Annotated in this window: 12 protein-coding genes; 6 read left to right on the top strand and 6 right to left on the bottom strand. The window is 36.0% G+C overall.

Annotated elements, in window-relative coordinates; all coding sequences use genetic code 11:
• Window positions 1-48: 48 nt before the first annotated feature.
• Together QP953_RS05490 and QP953_RS05485 are read right to left on the bottom strand one after the other, a co-directional pair.
• Window positions 49-1,200 (bottom strand): aminotransferase class V-fold PLP-dependent enzyme, encoded by a 1,152-nt coding sequence (locus tag QP953_RS05490; RefSeq protein WP_309554228.1) that lies wholly within the window; start codon window positions 1,198-1,200, stop codon window positions 49-51.
• An 82-nt stretch (window positions 1,201-1,282) separates the two neighbouring features.
• A complete protein-coding gene (locus tag QP953_RS05485) occupies window positions 1,283-1,828 on the bottom strand; it encodes an NUDIX hydrolase (protein ID WP_309554227.1) in 546 nt (181 codons plus the stop codon).
• Between the two features lie 324 nt (window positions 1,829-2,152).
• On the opposite strand from QP953_RS05485, the gene QP953_RS05480 reads away from it, so the two are divergent.
• Window positions 2,153-4,384, top strand: coding sequence for a TonB-dependent receptor (locus QP953_RS05480; RefSeq protein ID WP_309554226.1), 2,232 nt, complete (start codon window positions 2,153-2,155; stop codon window positions 4,382-4,384).
• A 123-nt stretch (window positions 4,385-4,507) separates the two neighbouring features.
• Here QP953_RS05480 and QP953_RS05475 read toward each other — a convergent pair whose 3' ends face one another.
• Together QP953_RS05475 and QP953_RS05470 are read right to left on the bottom strand one after the other, a co-directional pair.
• On the bottom strand, window positions 4,508-5,488 hold the full coding sequence (locus QP953_RS05475; RefSeq protein ID WP_309554225.1) for a hypothetical protein: 981 nt from the start codon (window positions 5,486-5,488) through the stop codon (window positions 4,508-4,510).
• A 191-nt stretch (window positions 5,489-5,679) separates the two neighbouring features.
• A complete protein-coding gene (locus QP953_RS05470) occupies window positions 5,680-7,629 on the bottom strand; it encodes a sodium:solute symporter family protein (protein WP_309554224.1) in 1,950 nt (649 codons plus the stop codon).
• 357 nt (window positions 7,630-7,986) lie between these two features.
• Here QP953_RS05470 and QP953_RS05465 point away from each other — a divergent pair, with 357 nt between their 5' ends.
• Together QP953_RS05465 and QP953_RS05460 are read left to right on the top strand one after the other, a co-directional pair.
• The gene (locus QP953_RS05465; RefSeq protein WP_052594397.1) at window positions 7,987-8,493 is read left to right on the top strand and encodes a cupin domain-containing protein; all 507 of its coding nucleotides are present in this window, start codon (window positions 7,987-7,989) and stop codon (window positions 8,491-8,493) included.
• A 26-nt stretch (window positions 8,494-8,519) separates the two neighbouring features.
• Entirely contained in the window at window positions 8,520-9,038 is a 519-nt protein-coding gene (locus QP953_RS05460; protein ID WP_156039684.1) for a hypothetical protein, read from the top strand.
• Between the two features lie 6 nt (window positions 9,039-9,044).
• Here QP953_RS05460 and QP953_RS05455 read toward each other — a convergent pair whose 3' ends face one another.
• Window positions 9,045-10,190: a T9SS type A sorting domain-containing protein gene (locus tag QP953_RS05455; RefSeq protein ID WP_309554223.1), complete on the bottom strand. Its 1,146-nt coding sequence runs from the start codon at window positions 10,188-10,190 to the stop codon at window positions 9,045-9,047.
• Window positions 10,191-10,679: 489 nt separating this feature from the next.
• Between QP953_RS05455 and QP953_RS05450 the strand changes: the two genes are divergently transcribed.
• Both QP953_RS05450 and QP953_RS05445 read left to right on the top strand, forming a co-directional pair.
• Window positions 10,680-11,504 (top strand): septal ring lytic transglycosylase RlpA family protein, encoded by an 825-nt coding sequence (locus tag QP953_RS05450; protein WP_052594403.1) that lies wholly within the window; start codon window positions 10,680-10,682, stop codon window positions 11,502-11,504.
• 174 nt (window positions 11,505-11,678) lie between these two features.
• Window positions 11,679-12,077 (top strand): hypothetical protein, encoded by a 399-nt coding sequence (locus tag QP953_RS05445; protein ID WP_309554222.1) that lies wholly within the window; start codon window positions 11,679-11,681, stop codon window positions 12,075-12,077.
• Window positions 12,078-12,086: 9 nt separating this feature from the next.
• Here QP953_RS05445 and QP953_RS05440 read toward each other — a convergent pair whose 3' ends face one another.
• Entirely contained in the window at window positions 12,087-14,543 is a 2,457-nt protein-coding gene (locus QP953_RS05440; RefSeq protein WP_309554220.1) for a TonB-dependent receptor domain-containing protein, read from the bottom strand.
• A gap of 718 nt (window positions 14,544-15,261) precedes the next feature.
• Between QP953_RS05440 and QP953_RS05435 the strand changes: the two genes are divergently transcribed.
• Window positions 15,262-16,230 (top strand): DUF6089 family protein, encoded by a 969-nt coding sequence (locus QP953_RS05435; protein ID WP_052594409.1) that lies wholly within the window; start codon window positions 15,262-15,264, stop codon window positions 16,228-16,230.
• Window positions 16,231-16,331: the final 101 nt, after the last annotated feature.

The raw sequence follows: 16,331 nt of genomic DNA, 5'->3' as shown, positions 1-16,331 counted from the left end.
CCCTACTTGTCATTAACATCAATAGGCAGCTAGGAACTTACTTTGTTGTCATCTAAGCGTGGCTTCAATCGCTTCTAATAATTGCTGAATATCACTTTCATCATTAAAAACATTAACAGACACTCTAAAATAATTTCCTCGATTTGACAAAACAATATTATGCTTGGCGAGTTGTCTGTTCAATTGCTCCGCATCAATTCTATCGAGTAATGGTAGTGCAAATAGATGATTAGAAAAATAAGGCTCGGCTTCCATAATACCTCCGATATTATTAAAATAGTCACGTAGCGGTTGAATTAGTTTTTGGGCATAAGCTTGTATATTAGACACCTCCCAAGTATTAATCTGTTCTAAGCCCGTTTTGAGAATTGGCATTAGAATAAAGTTGCTAGTTTCACCTACATTGTAACGAGTTGATTGAGGACCATAATTAGAATCATATTGTGTTAATCTACTAAAATCACGCGCATTGGTTCGATTCATCCACGACTCTTCTATGGGTATTCCCGCTTTGAATTTCTCGCCAATATAAGCAATTCCTAACGAGTAGGAACCGAACAACCATTTGTACCCAGCACAAATCAACGCATCTATCTTTAACTGTTCGACATCCATGGGCAAAGCCCCTACTGCTTGGCTTCCATCTACAATAAAATAAGCCCCAACAGCAGCACACCGCTCTCCAATAGCCATTAAGTCGTATTTTAATCCTGTCATCCATTGAATTGCCGAAATCAAAACTACGCTTGTATTCTCATCAATGGCTTCTAGTATTTTTGTGTTCCAATCTTCTCCTAAAGTTGTTAAGTTGGGATTAGGGCGCACTACAATCAATTCATTTTGGTGTGTTGAGCACCAGCGTTGTGCAGCAAAATACCCGCTAGGGAATTCTTCTTCTACAATAATTGCCGTCCCTTTCTTTTTGGGTAATACATTATTCATTACACTACTAAAACCATAAGAACTGGATGGAATTAAGGCAACATTAGTAGTAGAACAATTAACAAGCTTTCCAAAAGCTGATCGCACTGCATCCACTTCATCAAAAAAATCGTTGACAGAAATTTGCATTGGATTTCGCTCTCGAACCAATGCTCGAATTGCGGCTTTTTCTGCCTCTTTCAACAAAGGGGATTTGGCAGCACAGTTTAGGTAATGTATTTCAGTATCTAAACTAAAAAGATGTTTTTGACAATCCATAAAGAGCTTTTTTTAACAATTAAGTATTTTTTTCTGGACGATTGCTTATTTATAAAAGGGCCTAAAGGCTACTTCTTCTTTATTACTTAATATCGTTCATATATGCACGATTATCGCCATGATGCACTCCTTTATAGCTAGGATCTTTTATATATTGCTCCAATGCAAATACATTGGAATGAAAAGCCAAATCGTCCCAAGGGATTTCATCCATTGCAAATAGACGTACGTCCGAAGTTTCTTCTGCGGCACCAAAAATGGGCTCAGTCAACTTTGCCAAAAACAAAAAATAGACCTGATTGACATGCAAAATATTATAGACGGTATGCAAACGCTCTATTTCTACCTTTGCCCGCACTTCTTCCCACACTTCTCTCGCAGCACCTTCTTTGACCGTTTCGTGATTCTCCATAAATCCTGCTGGAAAGTTCCACTTCCCCATTCTTGGTTCAATTCCTCGTTTTCCCAACAAAATTTTGCCTTCATAAAACACCAAACAACCACAAACAATTTTAGGATTTTGATAATGAACTACCTTACAGTTAGAACAAATATACCTCACTCGGTTATCTCCTTCTGGCTGTTTGTACTCCAATGGGCTATGCCCGCAATTATTGCAAAAATTCATCTATTATGCGTTTTATATCATTTGTAATTTTCTTCAACTACTTGGTTTCAAGCCCTCCTTTAGAAGTTGTCCTAATGTACTAAGATAATAATATTATAACAATAACCTTTCGCTAGAAACAAATAGCTACACTTAAAAATATTTTTAGATTAATCTAAAAATATTTTTTATTACAACCTTTATAATATACATTTGTCATGCAAATTATATTTTTAGACTAGTCTACACTGTTATAATTCTATGGAAATAAGACTATTTACTTTCATTTTTTTACTGATTGCACTATCAACCAATGCTCAAAAAAGTCTCCTAAAAGGTAGAATCGTGAATTCAGATAATGAAGCAGTTATTGCTGCCAATGTTATTTTATTGCAAGATAGTGTTGTTACTAACTTGGGGGCAACAACAGACATAGATGGTTTTTTTGAGCTTTCTAATGTTCCTCAAGGCAACTATACCTTGCAAACTTCTTATGTTGGTTTTGCAAGCTATCGTACCTCTATAAAAATAGAGGAGAATGAAGTTGATTTAGGAATTATTCGGCTAACACCAACCTCTGGAGTTATTGACGAAGTAGTTATTACTCATAAAGGAGCCAACCTATTCAATCCGACTAAAATTGCCCCTACGGTTGCTACCAAATATGTCGTTGATCCAAGTGCCTTAGAAAAAATCACAGCTCCAACCAATCTAATTGAAGCCATTTCGCTTGTTAGTGGGGTACAAGAAGAAGTAGCTTGCGGTGTTTGTTTTACCAATACAATTAGCATTAATGGACTGCCAGGTCAATATACAGCAGTACTGATTGATGGTACTCCTATGTATGGTAATTTAGCCTCTATTTATGCTTTGAACGGTCTGCCAACAACGATGATTGAGCGCATAGAGATTACCAAAGGACCTAGTTCTACTATTTTTGGTTCGGAAGCAGTTGCTGGTGCTATTAATGTGATTACAAAAGATCCTAGCCAAGAACCGTTGATTTCATTAGACATTATGGGAACATCTCATCTAGAGTCGTTTAACAACTTATCTTTAGCTGGAACATTCGGAAAATTTAATGGTATGGTTGGCGTCAGTCATGCTTATGTTGGTACCAATCACGATGATAATGGTGATGGCTTTGGTGATTTAATCAATCTAGATAGAGTCTCTGCCTTTGCCAAATTAAATATGAAGCGCCCTAAAAATCGTCGCTTCTCTCTTTTTGCTCGTTATTATTATGAAGATAGAAGAAATGGCGTTGAAGAATATGTAAAGGGTAGAAATTATATTGATTTAAGAGGCGATGATATCATCTATGGTGAGAGTATTTTCACACAACGTTGGGAAATATTAGGAACCTATGATTTGCCAACTCAAGAGTATTTTAAATTAGATTATTCTTTTTCGGGCCACTACCAAGATAGCTATTATGGTTCTGATTATTATAATGCAACGCAATATGTTGGTTATACAAATTTTAATTGGAACAAATACATCAAAGGGCACGGCATTACGGCTGGTCTAAACTTGCGTTATCAGTATTATGATGATAATACCTTAGCAACGGTAGATAGTGTTGCGGGGAACATTCCTAGTCATCAATTTATTCCAGGGATATTTATTCAAGACGCTTGGGATATTTCTAAAAAAGTGGCGGTCTTATACGGTTGTCGACTAGACTATTTCCAAGATCATGGCGCTATCCCCGCCCCTCGATTTAATCTCAAATACAAACCAGACACGTGGACGACTTTTCGCCTAAACTTTGGGACAGGTTTTAGAATTGTCAATTTATTTACAGAAGATCATGCCTTTATCACAGGGAGTCGCCAAGTCGAAATTACAGAGCAAATACAACCCGAACGTTCTTACAATGGTTCTTTGAATTTTAACTATGTCTTTGCGATGGGTTCTAGCCAAGGAACGATTAATGTTGATGGTTTTTACACTTACTTTACCAATGCCATTTTTCCTGATTATAGCAATCCAAAGAAAATTATTTACAAAAATCTAGATGGTTTTGCACAAACGAGAGGGTTTAGCATCAATTATAGCCAACAATTCCGATTTCCCTTGGCTATCAGTTTATCGTATAATATGCAGTGGGCGGATCAGACCGATATTGATGAACAAGGCAACAAAACGACTGGAGCATTAGAATACTCTCCTTTGTACAGTGGTTCTTTGGTTCTTAATTATACCTACAAACCATGGCAATTAAATTTTGCTTACACAGGAAAATTAACGGGACCTATGCAATTGCCTGAAGTATTTGACTTAGATCCCAATGGTACGCCCGTTGCCGTTGCTCGCCCAACTACTTCTAAACCGTTCTCAATGCACAACATTCAAATTACTAAAGATTTTCCTAAATTGAATTTGAGTATTTATGTTGGTGTGCAAAATTTATTTGATTATCGACAAGAAATTTCACCTTTAGTAGGTTATAATGATCCCAATACCAATCCTGGTTTTAGCGATTATTTTGATACAGCTTATGCTTATTCTCCGATTCACGGTCGAGAATTTTATCTTGGTTTGCGTTGGAAATGGTCTCCTGTCAAACGATAAAGGAAATTAATCTCTCCACATACTGTTAAAGTCAAAAGCTAGTCGCCATTGGTTCACCAATAGGACTAGCTTTTGACTTATTTTTTCAATAATTTTAACACCTAATTATTGATTCTTATTCATTTATTTCAACTCTTGCACCATCCAGAAATCATGCTCTCGATCAATTAAAGCCATCTCTATGCGTTCTTGTTCTTTTTTTAGAGCATCTCCCGATGTATATTCTGCAAGCGCCCGATCATACGCATTTGTCTCTTTCTCAATGATACTCTGAAAACATCTAAAATGCAACCAATCATCTAAATTCTCTACCATTGAATTTGACGTTGAATGAGCCGTCAATTGAGCCAACAAAGGGCGGATATCCTCATACTTCAACCAACACAAAGGCTTTCCTTCTTCCTCTTTTTTAGATTTTATAATTGGACAAATCCCTAATATTCGGCTTTCGGATATGCCTCTAGTCAATTCAAAGAATTGCACTTCTTTAATTTTATATCCAATAATTTGCACCTTATTTTGTTGAAAGATTGCTGTTCGTTCTGTTTCAGAAAACAACTCTTGAAAGTCGTCTGAGTCTGTTTTGTAGATTGGAATGTCTTTAGCAGAAGCAAGTTGATTAAACAGTAAATGATGACTTTGCCCTCCCAATAGAACAGAATTCGTTTTATTGTCTGAAAGTTGTCGCCAAATACGTTTTTCCCAATAAACATTATCCAATTGAGTTGCAGGATACTCAATATAGCCAGCTTTATTTTTGTTTAACAGATAAATTGACCTTTCAGGAGTCGATAACGCCACCCCATTATCATCTTGATAAACCAACGTTTCAAACTGAAAATGATTTTGATATTTTCTATGAACTTTCAAAACACCCGAAGCTCCCCAAACCTTCCAATCGCCTACGCGTTGATTATTTAGGAATTGACCTTCTGCCTTTTTCTGGCCATTGGGATACCAACACGTATACTTACCATTTAGACAGCCATTCGTAGTTTCTACTTGGTATTTTAAACGAGCATTTTGGTGATAATCTCTTTTAATTTGAGCCTTGAGAGTAAATGAAAGCAAGGCAACTAGCACTAGCATTGACAGTAATTTCATGATATAGTAATTATAAGTAATAATACTTTGTGGATTAGCTGACAACCCCACGAAGTAAAGAATCGTTATTATATTAATATAATACTATTTTTTTACAAATGTTATCACTCTATCAATGCAATTTCCTATTAATCATCAACTTTCAACCTATTTCAAAGTCCAATCATGCTACAATAGAAAGCATATTACCCTTAATTAAAATCTTCCATATCAGGAAAGTCATCGTTTTGATTGGTTGGTGGTTTTTTATTGTCTTTCTTGGATACGGCTGATTCATCTAAATGATCAATAGCACTATCTTCTTCTTGATCAGCTGTTGTCTTTATAGGTAAATTTTCACCACTATCTAAAACGCTATCCAAAGCTAAAGGAGCTTCGTTTTGACCAAACAAACCTGCTTTTTCCATAAAATAGTTCAAAAAATACAAACTCAACATAGCTAATAGGAGCAACGAAAATCCAGTTCCATATTCTTGTAAGAGTAATTTTCCTGTTAAGAATAAGATACTATAAGTCATCACAATAGCCGATAGCCAACAAGCAGCTAAATATTTTAAATTCTTTGCAAACGCCCCAGAATTCACTTTATAATTACCATCTTTAACACCATGTACTTTTTGCCAGAAAGGAACCAAAATACTTGCTGGTTCGGGCTTGGTCAAAAAAGTGACCAACAACCAAACACAAGTTGTAAATAACGTTGTTGTTATTAATGCAATCGGCAACTCAACGGTAGTAGCATATTGGTATTCGTACCACCAAATCAATCCTGTAAAGAAAAATGGTGCTATGGTTGCTGAAATCTCTGACCAAACATTGATACGCCACCAATACCAACGCAAAATAAGGACAAGTCCTAAACCTGCACCAGCTTGAATAATAAATCCCCATGCTCCAGAAATAGACTGCACTCGTGTACTAATTAGCAAGCCTAAAATCATTAGAATGACGGTACTTATTCTAGAAACGAAGACATAGTGCTGTGCCTCCCCATCTTTCATCCAAAATCGTTTGTACACATCATTCACCAAATAGCCTGCCCCCCAATTAAGCTGTGTTGAAATGGTACTCATATAGGCAGCCAAAAAAGCAACCAACAACAAACCTCTCCAACCCGAAGGTAAGAAATCTCGCATGGCATAAACGTAACCTAACTTTTCATCCCCTGCCGCTAAATCTGGATACAAAATTACAGCTGCCAATCCAACAATAATCCAAGCCCAAGGTCGAATACAATAGTGCGCTACTTGAAAAAATAAGGTTGCATAAACCGCATCTTTATCTGAACGGGTACTCATCATCCGTTGAGCGATATATCCACCACCACCTGGTTCAGCGCCTGGATACCAACAAGCCCACCATTGACATCCTGCATAGGCTAAAAATCCAACTACTGTCAATCCTAGAGTTGTCCCTGTTCCTCCTGCATTACCAATAGACGGCAAAAAATTTAGAATATTGGGGTTTTGAAATTCTAGTTGTTCTTTTAAACCTGCAATGCCACCAATTTCGGGCGCATTCAAAACAAAATATGCCAACGCAACGCAGCCAATCATAGCAACTACAAATTGAATTGCATCGGTTACTGCCACCCCTATTAATCCTGAGAAAGACGCATAAGTTGCTGCCAAAACCATCGCTACTCCTGTGTACAATAATGCAACTGTTTCTGATAGATCAAAGAAAACGACGAGCAGAGATTGTAAAGCGACATTCACCCATGCAATAACAATCACATTCATCAATACGCCTAAGTACACGGCTTTAAAAGCTCTTAGAAACTGTGCAGGCTTGCCCGCATAACGCAATTCTATAAGTTCTACTTCTGTCAAGACACCTGATCGCTGCCATAACCTTGCAAAAAAGAAGGTTGTCAACATCCCTCCTGCCAAAAAGTTCCACCACAACCAATTCCCCGCAATGCCACTTCCACTAACAATTTCGGCTACAGCCAAAGGGGTATCTGCCGCAAATGTAGTTGCCACCATTGATATTCCAGCTAGCAACCAATGCATGTTTCGTCCCCCCAAAAAGAAACTCTCCATGTCCTTCGATGCCTGCCGAGTATAAGAGATTCCGACACTCAGGATTAAGACCAAAAAGCCAATTATTATCCCCCAATCTAATGATGTTAGTTCCATATTGTTAAAAAATGTTAATTTTTCTTAGATTTACTTTACCTTAGTAATCTACTAATCTTTCATTTGTCTACTATCATTACTTCGTATCAACCACGAAGTATTGTGTGATATGACCAAGTTAATATACCTGACAATTACTTCTTTGACAAGGTAGGACTTTTTTACAAAAGACTTTGTGTTATGTTTAGTAGTAGTTCGGTGATTTTTTGCTTTTTTAACAAAAAAAATAAAAAAGCAGGTTCATATTAACCTAGCTTCGTTGCTAGTATACTGCTTTAACGAACTATTGTTTTAGGGATTATTTTATACCAACATATCGAACCGTTTTGAAAACAAACCACAAACAAAGAATCAACTATGCACACTCTACTTTTATTCTTACTATTATTGAGTACTCAAATTCTCTCTGCTCAAATTTTGACTCAGGATGCTAATTCAATGCGCCCCAAAGAGGAGTATACAAACGTTATGACAATCCCTTTGCATAGCGATGACAACACCTCTGTATTCATGATTTTTGTCAAACAAGCCGTACGCAAACATGTACATCAGTATCATACCGAAGTAATTACGGTCTTAGATGGAACGGGGCGAATGTATTTGGGAGGAGATTATTTTGATATTAAAAAAGGCGATCATATTATTGTTCCCCCCAATACAGCCCACGCTGTTATTACCACCAGCGCCAAACCCTTAAAAGTACTTTCTGTTCAGTCGCCCCAATTTTTGGGACAAGATCGTATCTTCATCGAAGAAACACCTACCAATACTCCAACAACAGTTGATGACACCAAAACAAAGAAAAAGAAGAAGCCTAAAAAGAAAAAAGATGATATTCCTGAATTTGAAGGTGAATACGATTAAATTTTGCTAACAATAATTTACTAAGCATGATGAAAGAAGCTCCCAAAAGTACTTCCAATTGGATACCAAGATTTAAATCTCTTCCCATATACAATAAAGTTCTTTTAGGAGCTATTTTTTTGTTTTTTGTCTTTGCCTCTATTCGTTATGACAAGCTATCCATCGATCAATCGAATATAAGGGAGGTACAATTTAAGTCTTTAAAAAAGAATAAAATGTATAAAGACTTGGGCTATTCTTATCGTCTTAAGCTATTAGAATCGGCACAGGAATTTATTATCAAGGCTGATTATGCTCCATGTCTAAAGTTGGATACGTTCCATCAAGTTGTTCAAGAAGGAGATGTTATAAAAATAAGTACAGAACGTTCCAATCCTTCTTTGATTTGCTTTATCAGCAAAGGAGATATTATCTTGTTGGATATTAACTGCGTCGCTACTCAAACCAACTATATCAATAGGATGATTCCTATTTTAATTGCGCTAAGTATTTTCTTAGTTTGGGGGCTTTTATATAAAATCAAACAAGATCAAGGAACTGCTTAGTAATTGCTAACGAGCAATAACAACTCGTTTGTAGTAATGCTGCTGCTCGCACTTGATTCGCAAAAAATAAACTCCATTCAACAATTGGTCTGTTTCAATTGCTATACTTTGTTTTCCAACACTCAATAATTGGGAAGCAAAACGCCGAACAATACCTCCCTTAGCATCTAATAACTGACATGCTACTTTCTGAGGTACTTGCAATTCAAATTCGACATTAAACTGTGTATCTGTTGGGTTAGGATACACAACCACGTGACTTAGTGTAGGTGGCAACTGCTGTTTAGTTCCTGTAACAAGACTAGTTAAGTTTAATTCTCCCAATTGGGCTGCTCCTAATATACTAGATTCATTACTAAAGTATAAACGCTGGTTGTCCACAAAATCTAATGCTTCTTTTTGAGAGGTACTATTCAAGGAAATTGTTTGTACCATCCCATCAAAAAATCGATTGCCAGAAAAATCTGTAAACCACCAAATTCTGTTCGCCCCTAACAAAGCGAGTTGCTCTTGGTTGGGAGACATCGCTGCTCCTGTCACTTCAAATATATAGCTAATTTGATTGGTCTGAAAACTGTCTAGCAATACAGCCGCATGGCTTCCTGTGTCCGCAGGAATTTGGTACAACCAAGTATAGCCTTGATGCGGAGAAGTACGATCTTTTGTAAAAAAATAAAGAGAATCTTGAAAATAAACAACAGCCTCTGTATCGTATTTTTTTTCACTATTGGCAGGAGGGAAAGCCGTTTGTTCTGGATAATAATATTCGATTATTTCGGCGACAACAGTATGTCCTATAATGGAGTCAGGATGTGGAATTCGGTATACTTTTAAATCTTGACGACTGTTGTTATTATTACCAAAATCTCCAATATAAACCCGACCTTGGTTGTCGTACGTAATGTCTTCCCAATCAATATTAGAGACATTCTGAACGAGAATTGTTCTTTGTACGGTCCCGAAGGTATCTATTAAATACAATTTAGCCGAGTCGCCACTATCATTATGAAGCCAAATAGCATTTTCATTACTTACAAGCATTCCAGAGTTTTCTGCCAAACTGTTTGGTAAGGTGCTTATCATCCGAACTGTTTGGCTACAAGCTATTAATTGAAATGTAAATAAAATAAAAATAATATAGAGAATTCTCATAAGATCAAGTTTTAAAACCATCTAAGATAGTACTTTTTTTCAATATATTTTAGGGTATTTTTATTCTTTTCATCATATTTTAATTTTATATGCACTGCATTCTAAATGAAGTAGATTCGCCAACAAAATTCGCTTGTTTTAATAGTTCAACCAGAATTCACAAATCTACAAACAAAGAAAAAGGCAGAAAAGCTTGATACATTTTTAAATCTTTTTTTCGTTTTCAATGTTCTATTTATTACCTTAGAAACCTATTCTTGACTCTTTGGATGGACTCAATTTTTAAAGTTCCGTATCATTCCATAAAGTTTGTTGGTTTTCATAAGAGCAAATTTTAAAATTTAAGTAAGCCAATAGAAAAAGACATCGAACAAAATTGCGATTGGTTTGATTACTTTCTTCCATGACGGCTTACTATAGATTTATTTGAAACCAAACTATTATCTATTTATTGTTTAATGTGGTAAAACCCATTCTAAAAAAGACACAATGAAATTACTTGTTCAAATTTTCGCTTTAGTTATCTTAACCATTCAAGTAGCCACAGCAACTCCTGTTGAGAAAGGACTTGCTAGTTATTACGATGATAGTTTTCATGGTCGTAAAACAGCTAGTGGAGAAAAGTACGATAAAAATCAACTCACAGCAGCTCACAAAACACTTCCTTTTGGTACCAAAGTAAAAGTTAAAAATCCTGCCAATGGAAAATCTGTCAATGTTGTTATCAATGATCGAGGTCCTTACATCAAAGGTCGTGTCATTGAAATCTCTAAAAAAGCAGCCCAACAAATTGATTTGGTAAAAGTTAACGTAGCTCCTGTAGAAATTACGGTTATTAGTGGTCCTGATAACAAACCTACTGTAGCAGCTAAATCTACTAATGAGAAACCTGTTGCAAAACCTGTTCAGAACACAACAAAAGCAACTGCAAAACCTGCTGAAAAGAAAAAGGCAAGTACAACTCAAAAAGAACCTAAAAAAGACAATTTGATTGTTGAAGCCAAAGAAATGGAAACTGGTGGTTTGTACAAAATGCAGGTGCTAAAATTACAACCTAAAGGTTTTGGGGTACAAGTAGCTGGATACAGTGATTATCAATCTGTTGTACAACAATTGGCTGTATTCCAAAAAAACTGGTTCAAAGGAGCAACTGTTTTTGTAGATAAATTAAATGGCAAACCATATTACAAAATTATCTTAGGCCCTATGAATACAAGAGAAGAGGCCGATAGTTATTGTGAAAACCTCAAGAAGAAATACAACTTAAAAGATGCCTTTGTTGTCAATATCGAAGCATTGGCAGCTAAAAAATAAATAACTCCACCTTACCACAGTCGTCTATTTTGACTTCCTAAAAAAGGATGCACTTATTGTGTATAAAAATAGACCACTGTGGTTTGTTTTATTCTAAAAAGCCGATTCATAATATCTGCTCAACAACAATAGACCCTATTATCTCACATTCACATTTTTTCAAATTTCTACATTATGAAACAGCCTATTTTGTTTGTTGCTTCTATTTTCCTTCTACTTCTGAATACTAGCTGTGAAAAAGCAGCCAAAATTCATCTAATTTCTGCACAAACATGGGTCGTTACCGAAATTTCTTCGGGTTTTTCTAATTTTGCTAATGTTGGAGATGAATTAACATTTCACGATAACCGCTTATTTTTCAGCTACTCTAATGGCGCTGAATCAGATGGTCGATGGGAGTTTGAGGGTAGCCAAACAAGTCCTTTTGCTCCTGCAACAGTAGAAGGCTTATCTATAACAGCAGGTTTTGGGGCTTATAGTTTTTCAATTCTAACATTGGATAATAACGAACTAAAAATCCAAGATATTACGAATTTTGGAAGCCCAATATATTCTATGAAAGCAAAGGAATAACTTACAAAGTTATTGAACACCTAAGGTAAACCTCAGCGTAACGTAAAAGCTTAGACCATCCGCAGGCAAAATTCCTGGTCCTGGATAACTTGCCGCTCTTCTAGTAAAATAAACTTCATTCGTTAGATTATTAATTCCTGCCTGCAACGTAAACCATTTCCATTGATAACTTGCCGAAATATCCATCACGCCATAACTAGGAATAACTCCCACAACTGCATTAGGCACCCATTCGGCATTGGTGGCATCTGAATAATGCTTGGATGTATAAGAATATTGATAAGACAATTTGAACGTTTTGTATCCCAAACTAACTCCTGTTCTTAAAATAATTGGTGCTACAAATTCCAGCTGTTTTCCAGATGCAAAACTATTATCTGTTTGTGTATAACGACCGTCAAGAATCGAGAAGTTAGCAAATACATTCAAACTAAATGGTGTCTTTTTTTGTTTGCTAAACAACTTCCAAAAATCAGCTTCTACAAAAAATTCGGTTCCAATAACTCTAGCATTTCCCACATTTGTACGCAACGTATATGGTTCGATAATCAATGGATTGTCTTTGTTAGGACGTTCACTTTGAATGTTTCCTATTCTACGATTGTACCCCAAATAAAATATAGTAGCATTAAAATTAAACAGCCCTTTATAGCTTCCTCTAAATCCGATATCAGCATTAAACCCGTATTCGTCTTTGAGATTGGGATCTACTTCTTGGTTTGGATTGGAAATACGCATATCGTTGAAATTAATTCCTCGATAGTTTTGTGAAAAATTTCCATACACCTCTATATTCTTACTCAACTTGTAACTCACTCCTACCCCCGCTAAGAAAATAGATCTAGAATTACTTCTATACTCATCTATCGCTTCATTTCGAATTGTATCCCATCCTGTACTACTAGGAACTACGACCAAATCTTGATAATAACCATCTGCTTCGGTATGAATATACTCAAAACGCACTCCCGGTGTCACACTAAACTTCTCTGTTATTGCAAAATAATTTTCAGCAAAAGCAGCAAAATTAAAACTAGGGAAAGCATAATCTGATTTAAGAATGCCTTTAGGCGCAGCAGAAAAAGTAAAATCGCTTAGTGTTCCTGTCGTATGATTGTTAGACAATCCTTGTTGTTGTGTAGTATATCCTTTATAAATTCGAACACCTGTCACCAATGCTGAAACATTGCTTAGGAGTTTATAGCGATGCACCAACCTCGTTTCATTCCCAAAATTCATGTAATGTCCTTTGATTAAATCCCTTGCTTCGCCATAATCTGGACGATTAATGGCTTGCAAATTACCCAATGATTGGCGACTGGCAAACAAGGCAAAATTTCGTACATTCAACTGTGTCAATGAAGAAAACTTATAATTCAATGTCAATGCGCTCAAGTTCCAATTTACTCGAAACCAGTTGCGTTCTCGCTTCGATTGGCGGGCATTTTGAGCAAACTCCGTATCGGTTAATCCTCCAGGCTGATGTGCCAAATATTGCATAATTGTCTGCTCTGCACGAATACTTAGTTTTTTGTTAGGTTTATACTCCAATTGAGCGTAACCATTGTGTACCTCAAAATTTGCATTAGGTCGCCAACCATCACCACGCTTGTATTGATAAAAAGCGTAATAATTTAATTGTTTTTTGGCAACTGTTCCACCTATGCTATTAAACGTATTAAAAAAGTTAAAGCCTCCATAAGTGTTCTCTGTAACAAATTCAAAAGCTTTGTCTTTAGGTCCTTGCTTCATTACAAAGTTTAGCATACCGCCAAACTGAGTTCCAAACTGCAAAGAAGCGGCACCTCTTAAAACTTCTATCCGTTGTAAGGCCTGTGCAGGCGGTGTGTAATAAGTTTCTGGATATCCCAAGGCATCCGCACTAATGTCATATCCATTTTGGCGCGTATTGAAGTTGGTTGTTCGATTGGGATTTAGACCTCTTCCTCCTATATTTAACTGAATTCCAGAATTATCATTTTCCCAAATATTCAAGCCAGGAACAGTCTTAAATAATTCCCTAGCATTATTATTGGCTTGATTGGCCAATACTTTTTTGAGGTCTATGACATTGATTGTTTTAGCACTTAATAAAGTGACGCCTTGAATTGCAGGATTAAGATGATACTCCTCTCCATCTACCACTACTTCTTTATCAAAAGTTACGGTCAAAGAATCCAATACAAGATTTAAAACAACGTTCTGATTTTCAATTTTAATTGGGACTGTCTTTTGTTGAAAACCATCTGCATTAATAGTTAAGGTATAAGAACCACTTTCAAGCTGATAGAAGTGGTAACTTCCTTTGGCATTGGAGGTTGCCATTTTATCCATTGGGCTTAATAGAATGAATGCATCTGAGATGGCTTTGGATTGATTATTTTTTATCTGTCCACTGATGCTATATTGACTGTACAGATGACTGATACAGCAAAAGAAACAGATAATACCCCAGGATAACCGCATTTTTTCTTCTTAGTTTTTATTTTGTCTAAATAAACATACTGCAAATGTAAGAATATTTTCTTTTAGGACTAACAATTTTTTAAAAATAGTTGACGCTCTCCCACTTCTTCCCCGTTTTATCACCTAAATACAACAATAAATATAGATGCGCTAACCGAGTACATTGGACTATTGAACATGCTTAAAATGCCTAAGCAGGCTCTTTTTTTAGTTAAAAAACCTTTATTTCTGTTAGCCTACAATTCTATTTTTGGCTCTTTTAGTACCCAACTAAAACGATATAGAAGCATATTCTAGAAATACATAAGCTACACCAATCTGATTATCAAGCTCTAAAATAATCGTTTTTTAAGAACATATATTATTGACTATCAAGTACGAAGCACTTACATAAAAATTAGGCACCATTTAGTAGCTGTAGAACGCAAAAATAAATCTGCCTACTTTTATTAAAATTATCGTGAAAGAACTGTTAAAAGAGGAACTAAATCAATACATTTGTAATCTAGAAAAAAGTTTATACCTTTAGTCACCAAGAATGAGCATTTACTTTTCTCATCAAAAGAAATGAAGTGATTTTAAGCTTTTTGAAAAAAAAAAGAAAAAATCGAATACTAAGATACTATTTATCTGTTTGATAGCGTTTAGGTAGTATATTTTTTAATCCCCATCCCTCAAACGGGAAGCTATTTACTTAACATTATACCAAGATTACAAGATGCAAAGAACTTTTATTTTATGGTGTTTAGTTATGCTTGGAGCAACGGCTGGTTTTTCTCAAAACGGCTACCAACCAGCATACCCTCTAGAAGTTGGAATACAAGCAGGAACTTCACAGTTTTTGGGAGATTTAGGAGGTCAACCAGGTATTGGAAAAGGTTTTATTATAGATACAGATATTCAATCGGTCAGACCTACTTTCGGGATTTTTGGACGATATAATATAGGTGGTCATTTTGCAGCTCGATTAGATCTCAGCTATTTGCAATTTCACGGCGATGACAAACTAGCTGGTGTTGGTTTTTCTGCAACTAGCTCAAGAGATAATGTAGATGATGCATGGTTCCGTTACTATCGTAACTTGAACTTTAGAACACATGTATTTGAAGCAAGTATTGCTGCAGAAGTCATTCCATACAACTTTGAGTTAAGTGGCGGCTATAAAAACTACAGCGTTATTTCTCCTTATGGTTTTATTGGGGTAGGAATTTTTGCATTTAATCCTGAAGCACTATACAACGGGACTTGGGTAGAATTAAAACCTCTAAGCACAGAAGGACAAGGTATTGTAGATGGACGTGCACCTTATGATTTGGTACAAATAAATATTCCAATGGGTTTTGGTGTAAAATGGTCTTATAACGACACTTGGTCTGCCGCTTTAGAAATCAATCATCGTATGACATTTACGGATTACATTGACGATGTTTCTGGAGATTATGTGACAGATGATCGTATATTTGACCAAAACTTAGATCCTACAACTGCTAGCTTAGCCAAAGCATTGGCTCGTCGTTCTGGTGAAATTGACCCGAATGGTATTAACAGCATTGTAACAGCTCCAGGCGAGCAAAGAGGAGATCCAAAAGATAATGATGCTTACTACACCGTAACTATCCGCTTTAGCTTCTACATAGATACAGATAACTTAGGTGGAGGTAGACGCTATGGTTGCCCTGTTTGGTAACAATATTTATAACTTACAACAAATAAAAAAGGAATTGGCAAGATGTCAATTCCTTTTTTTGTTCTATAAACTTATCACAATAAGAATATCTTAACTTATTT

Origin of the sequence: Aureispira sp. CCB-E, assembly GCF_031326345.1 — a bacterium.
In the GTDB taxonomy this organism is placed as follows: domain Bacteria; phylum Bacteroidota; class Bacteroidia; order Chitinophagales; family Saprospiraceae; genus Aureispira.
Note: the sequence above shows the minus strand (reverse complement) of the source record. Positions and strands in the feature narration are given on the sequence as shown.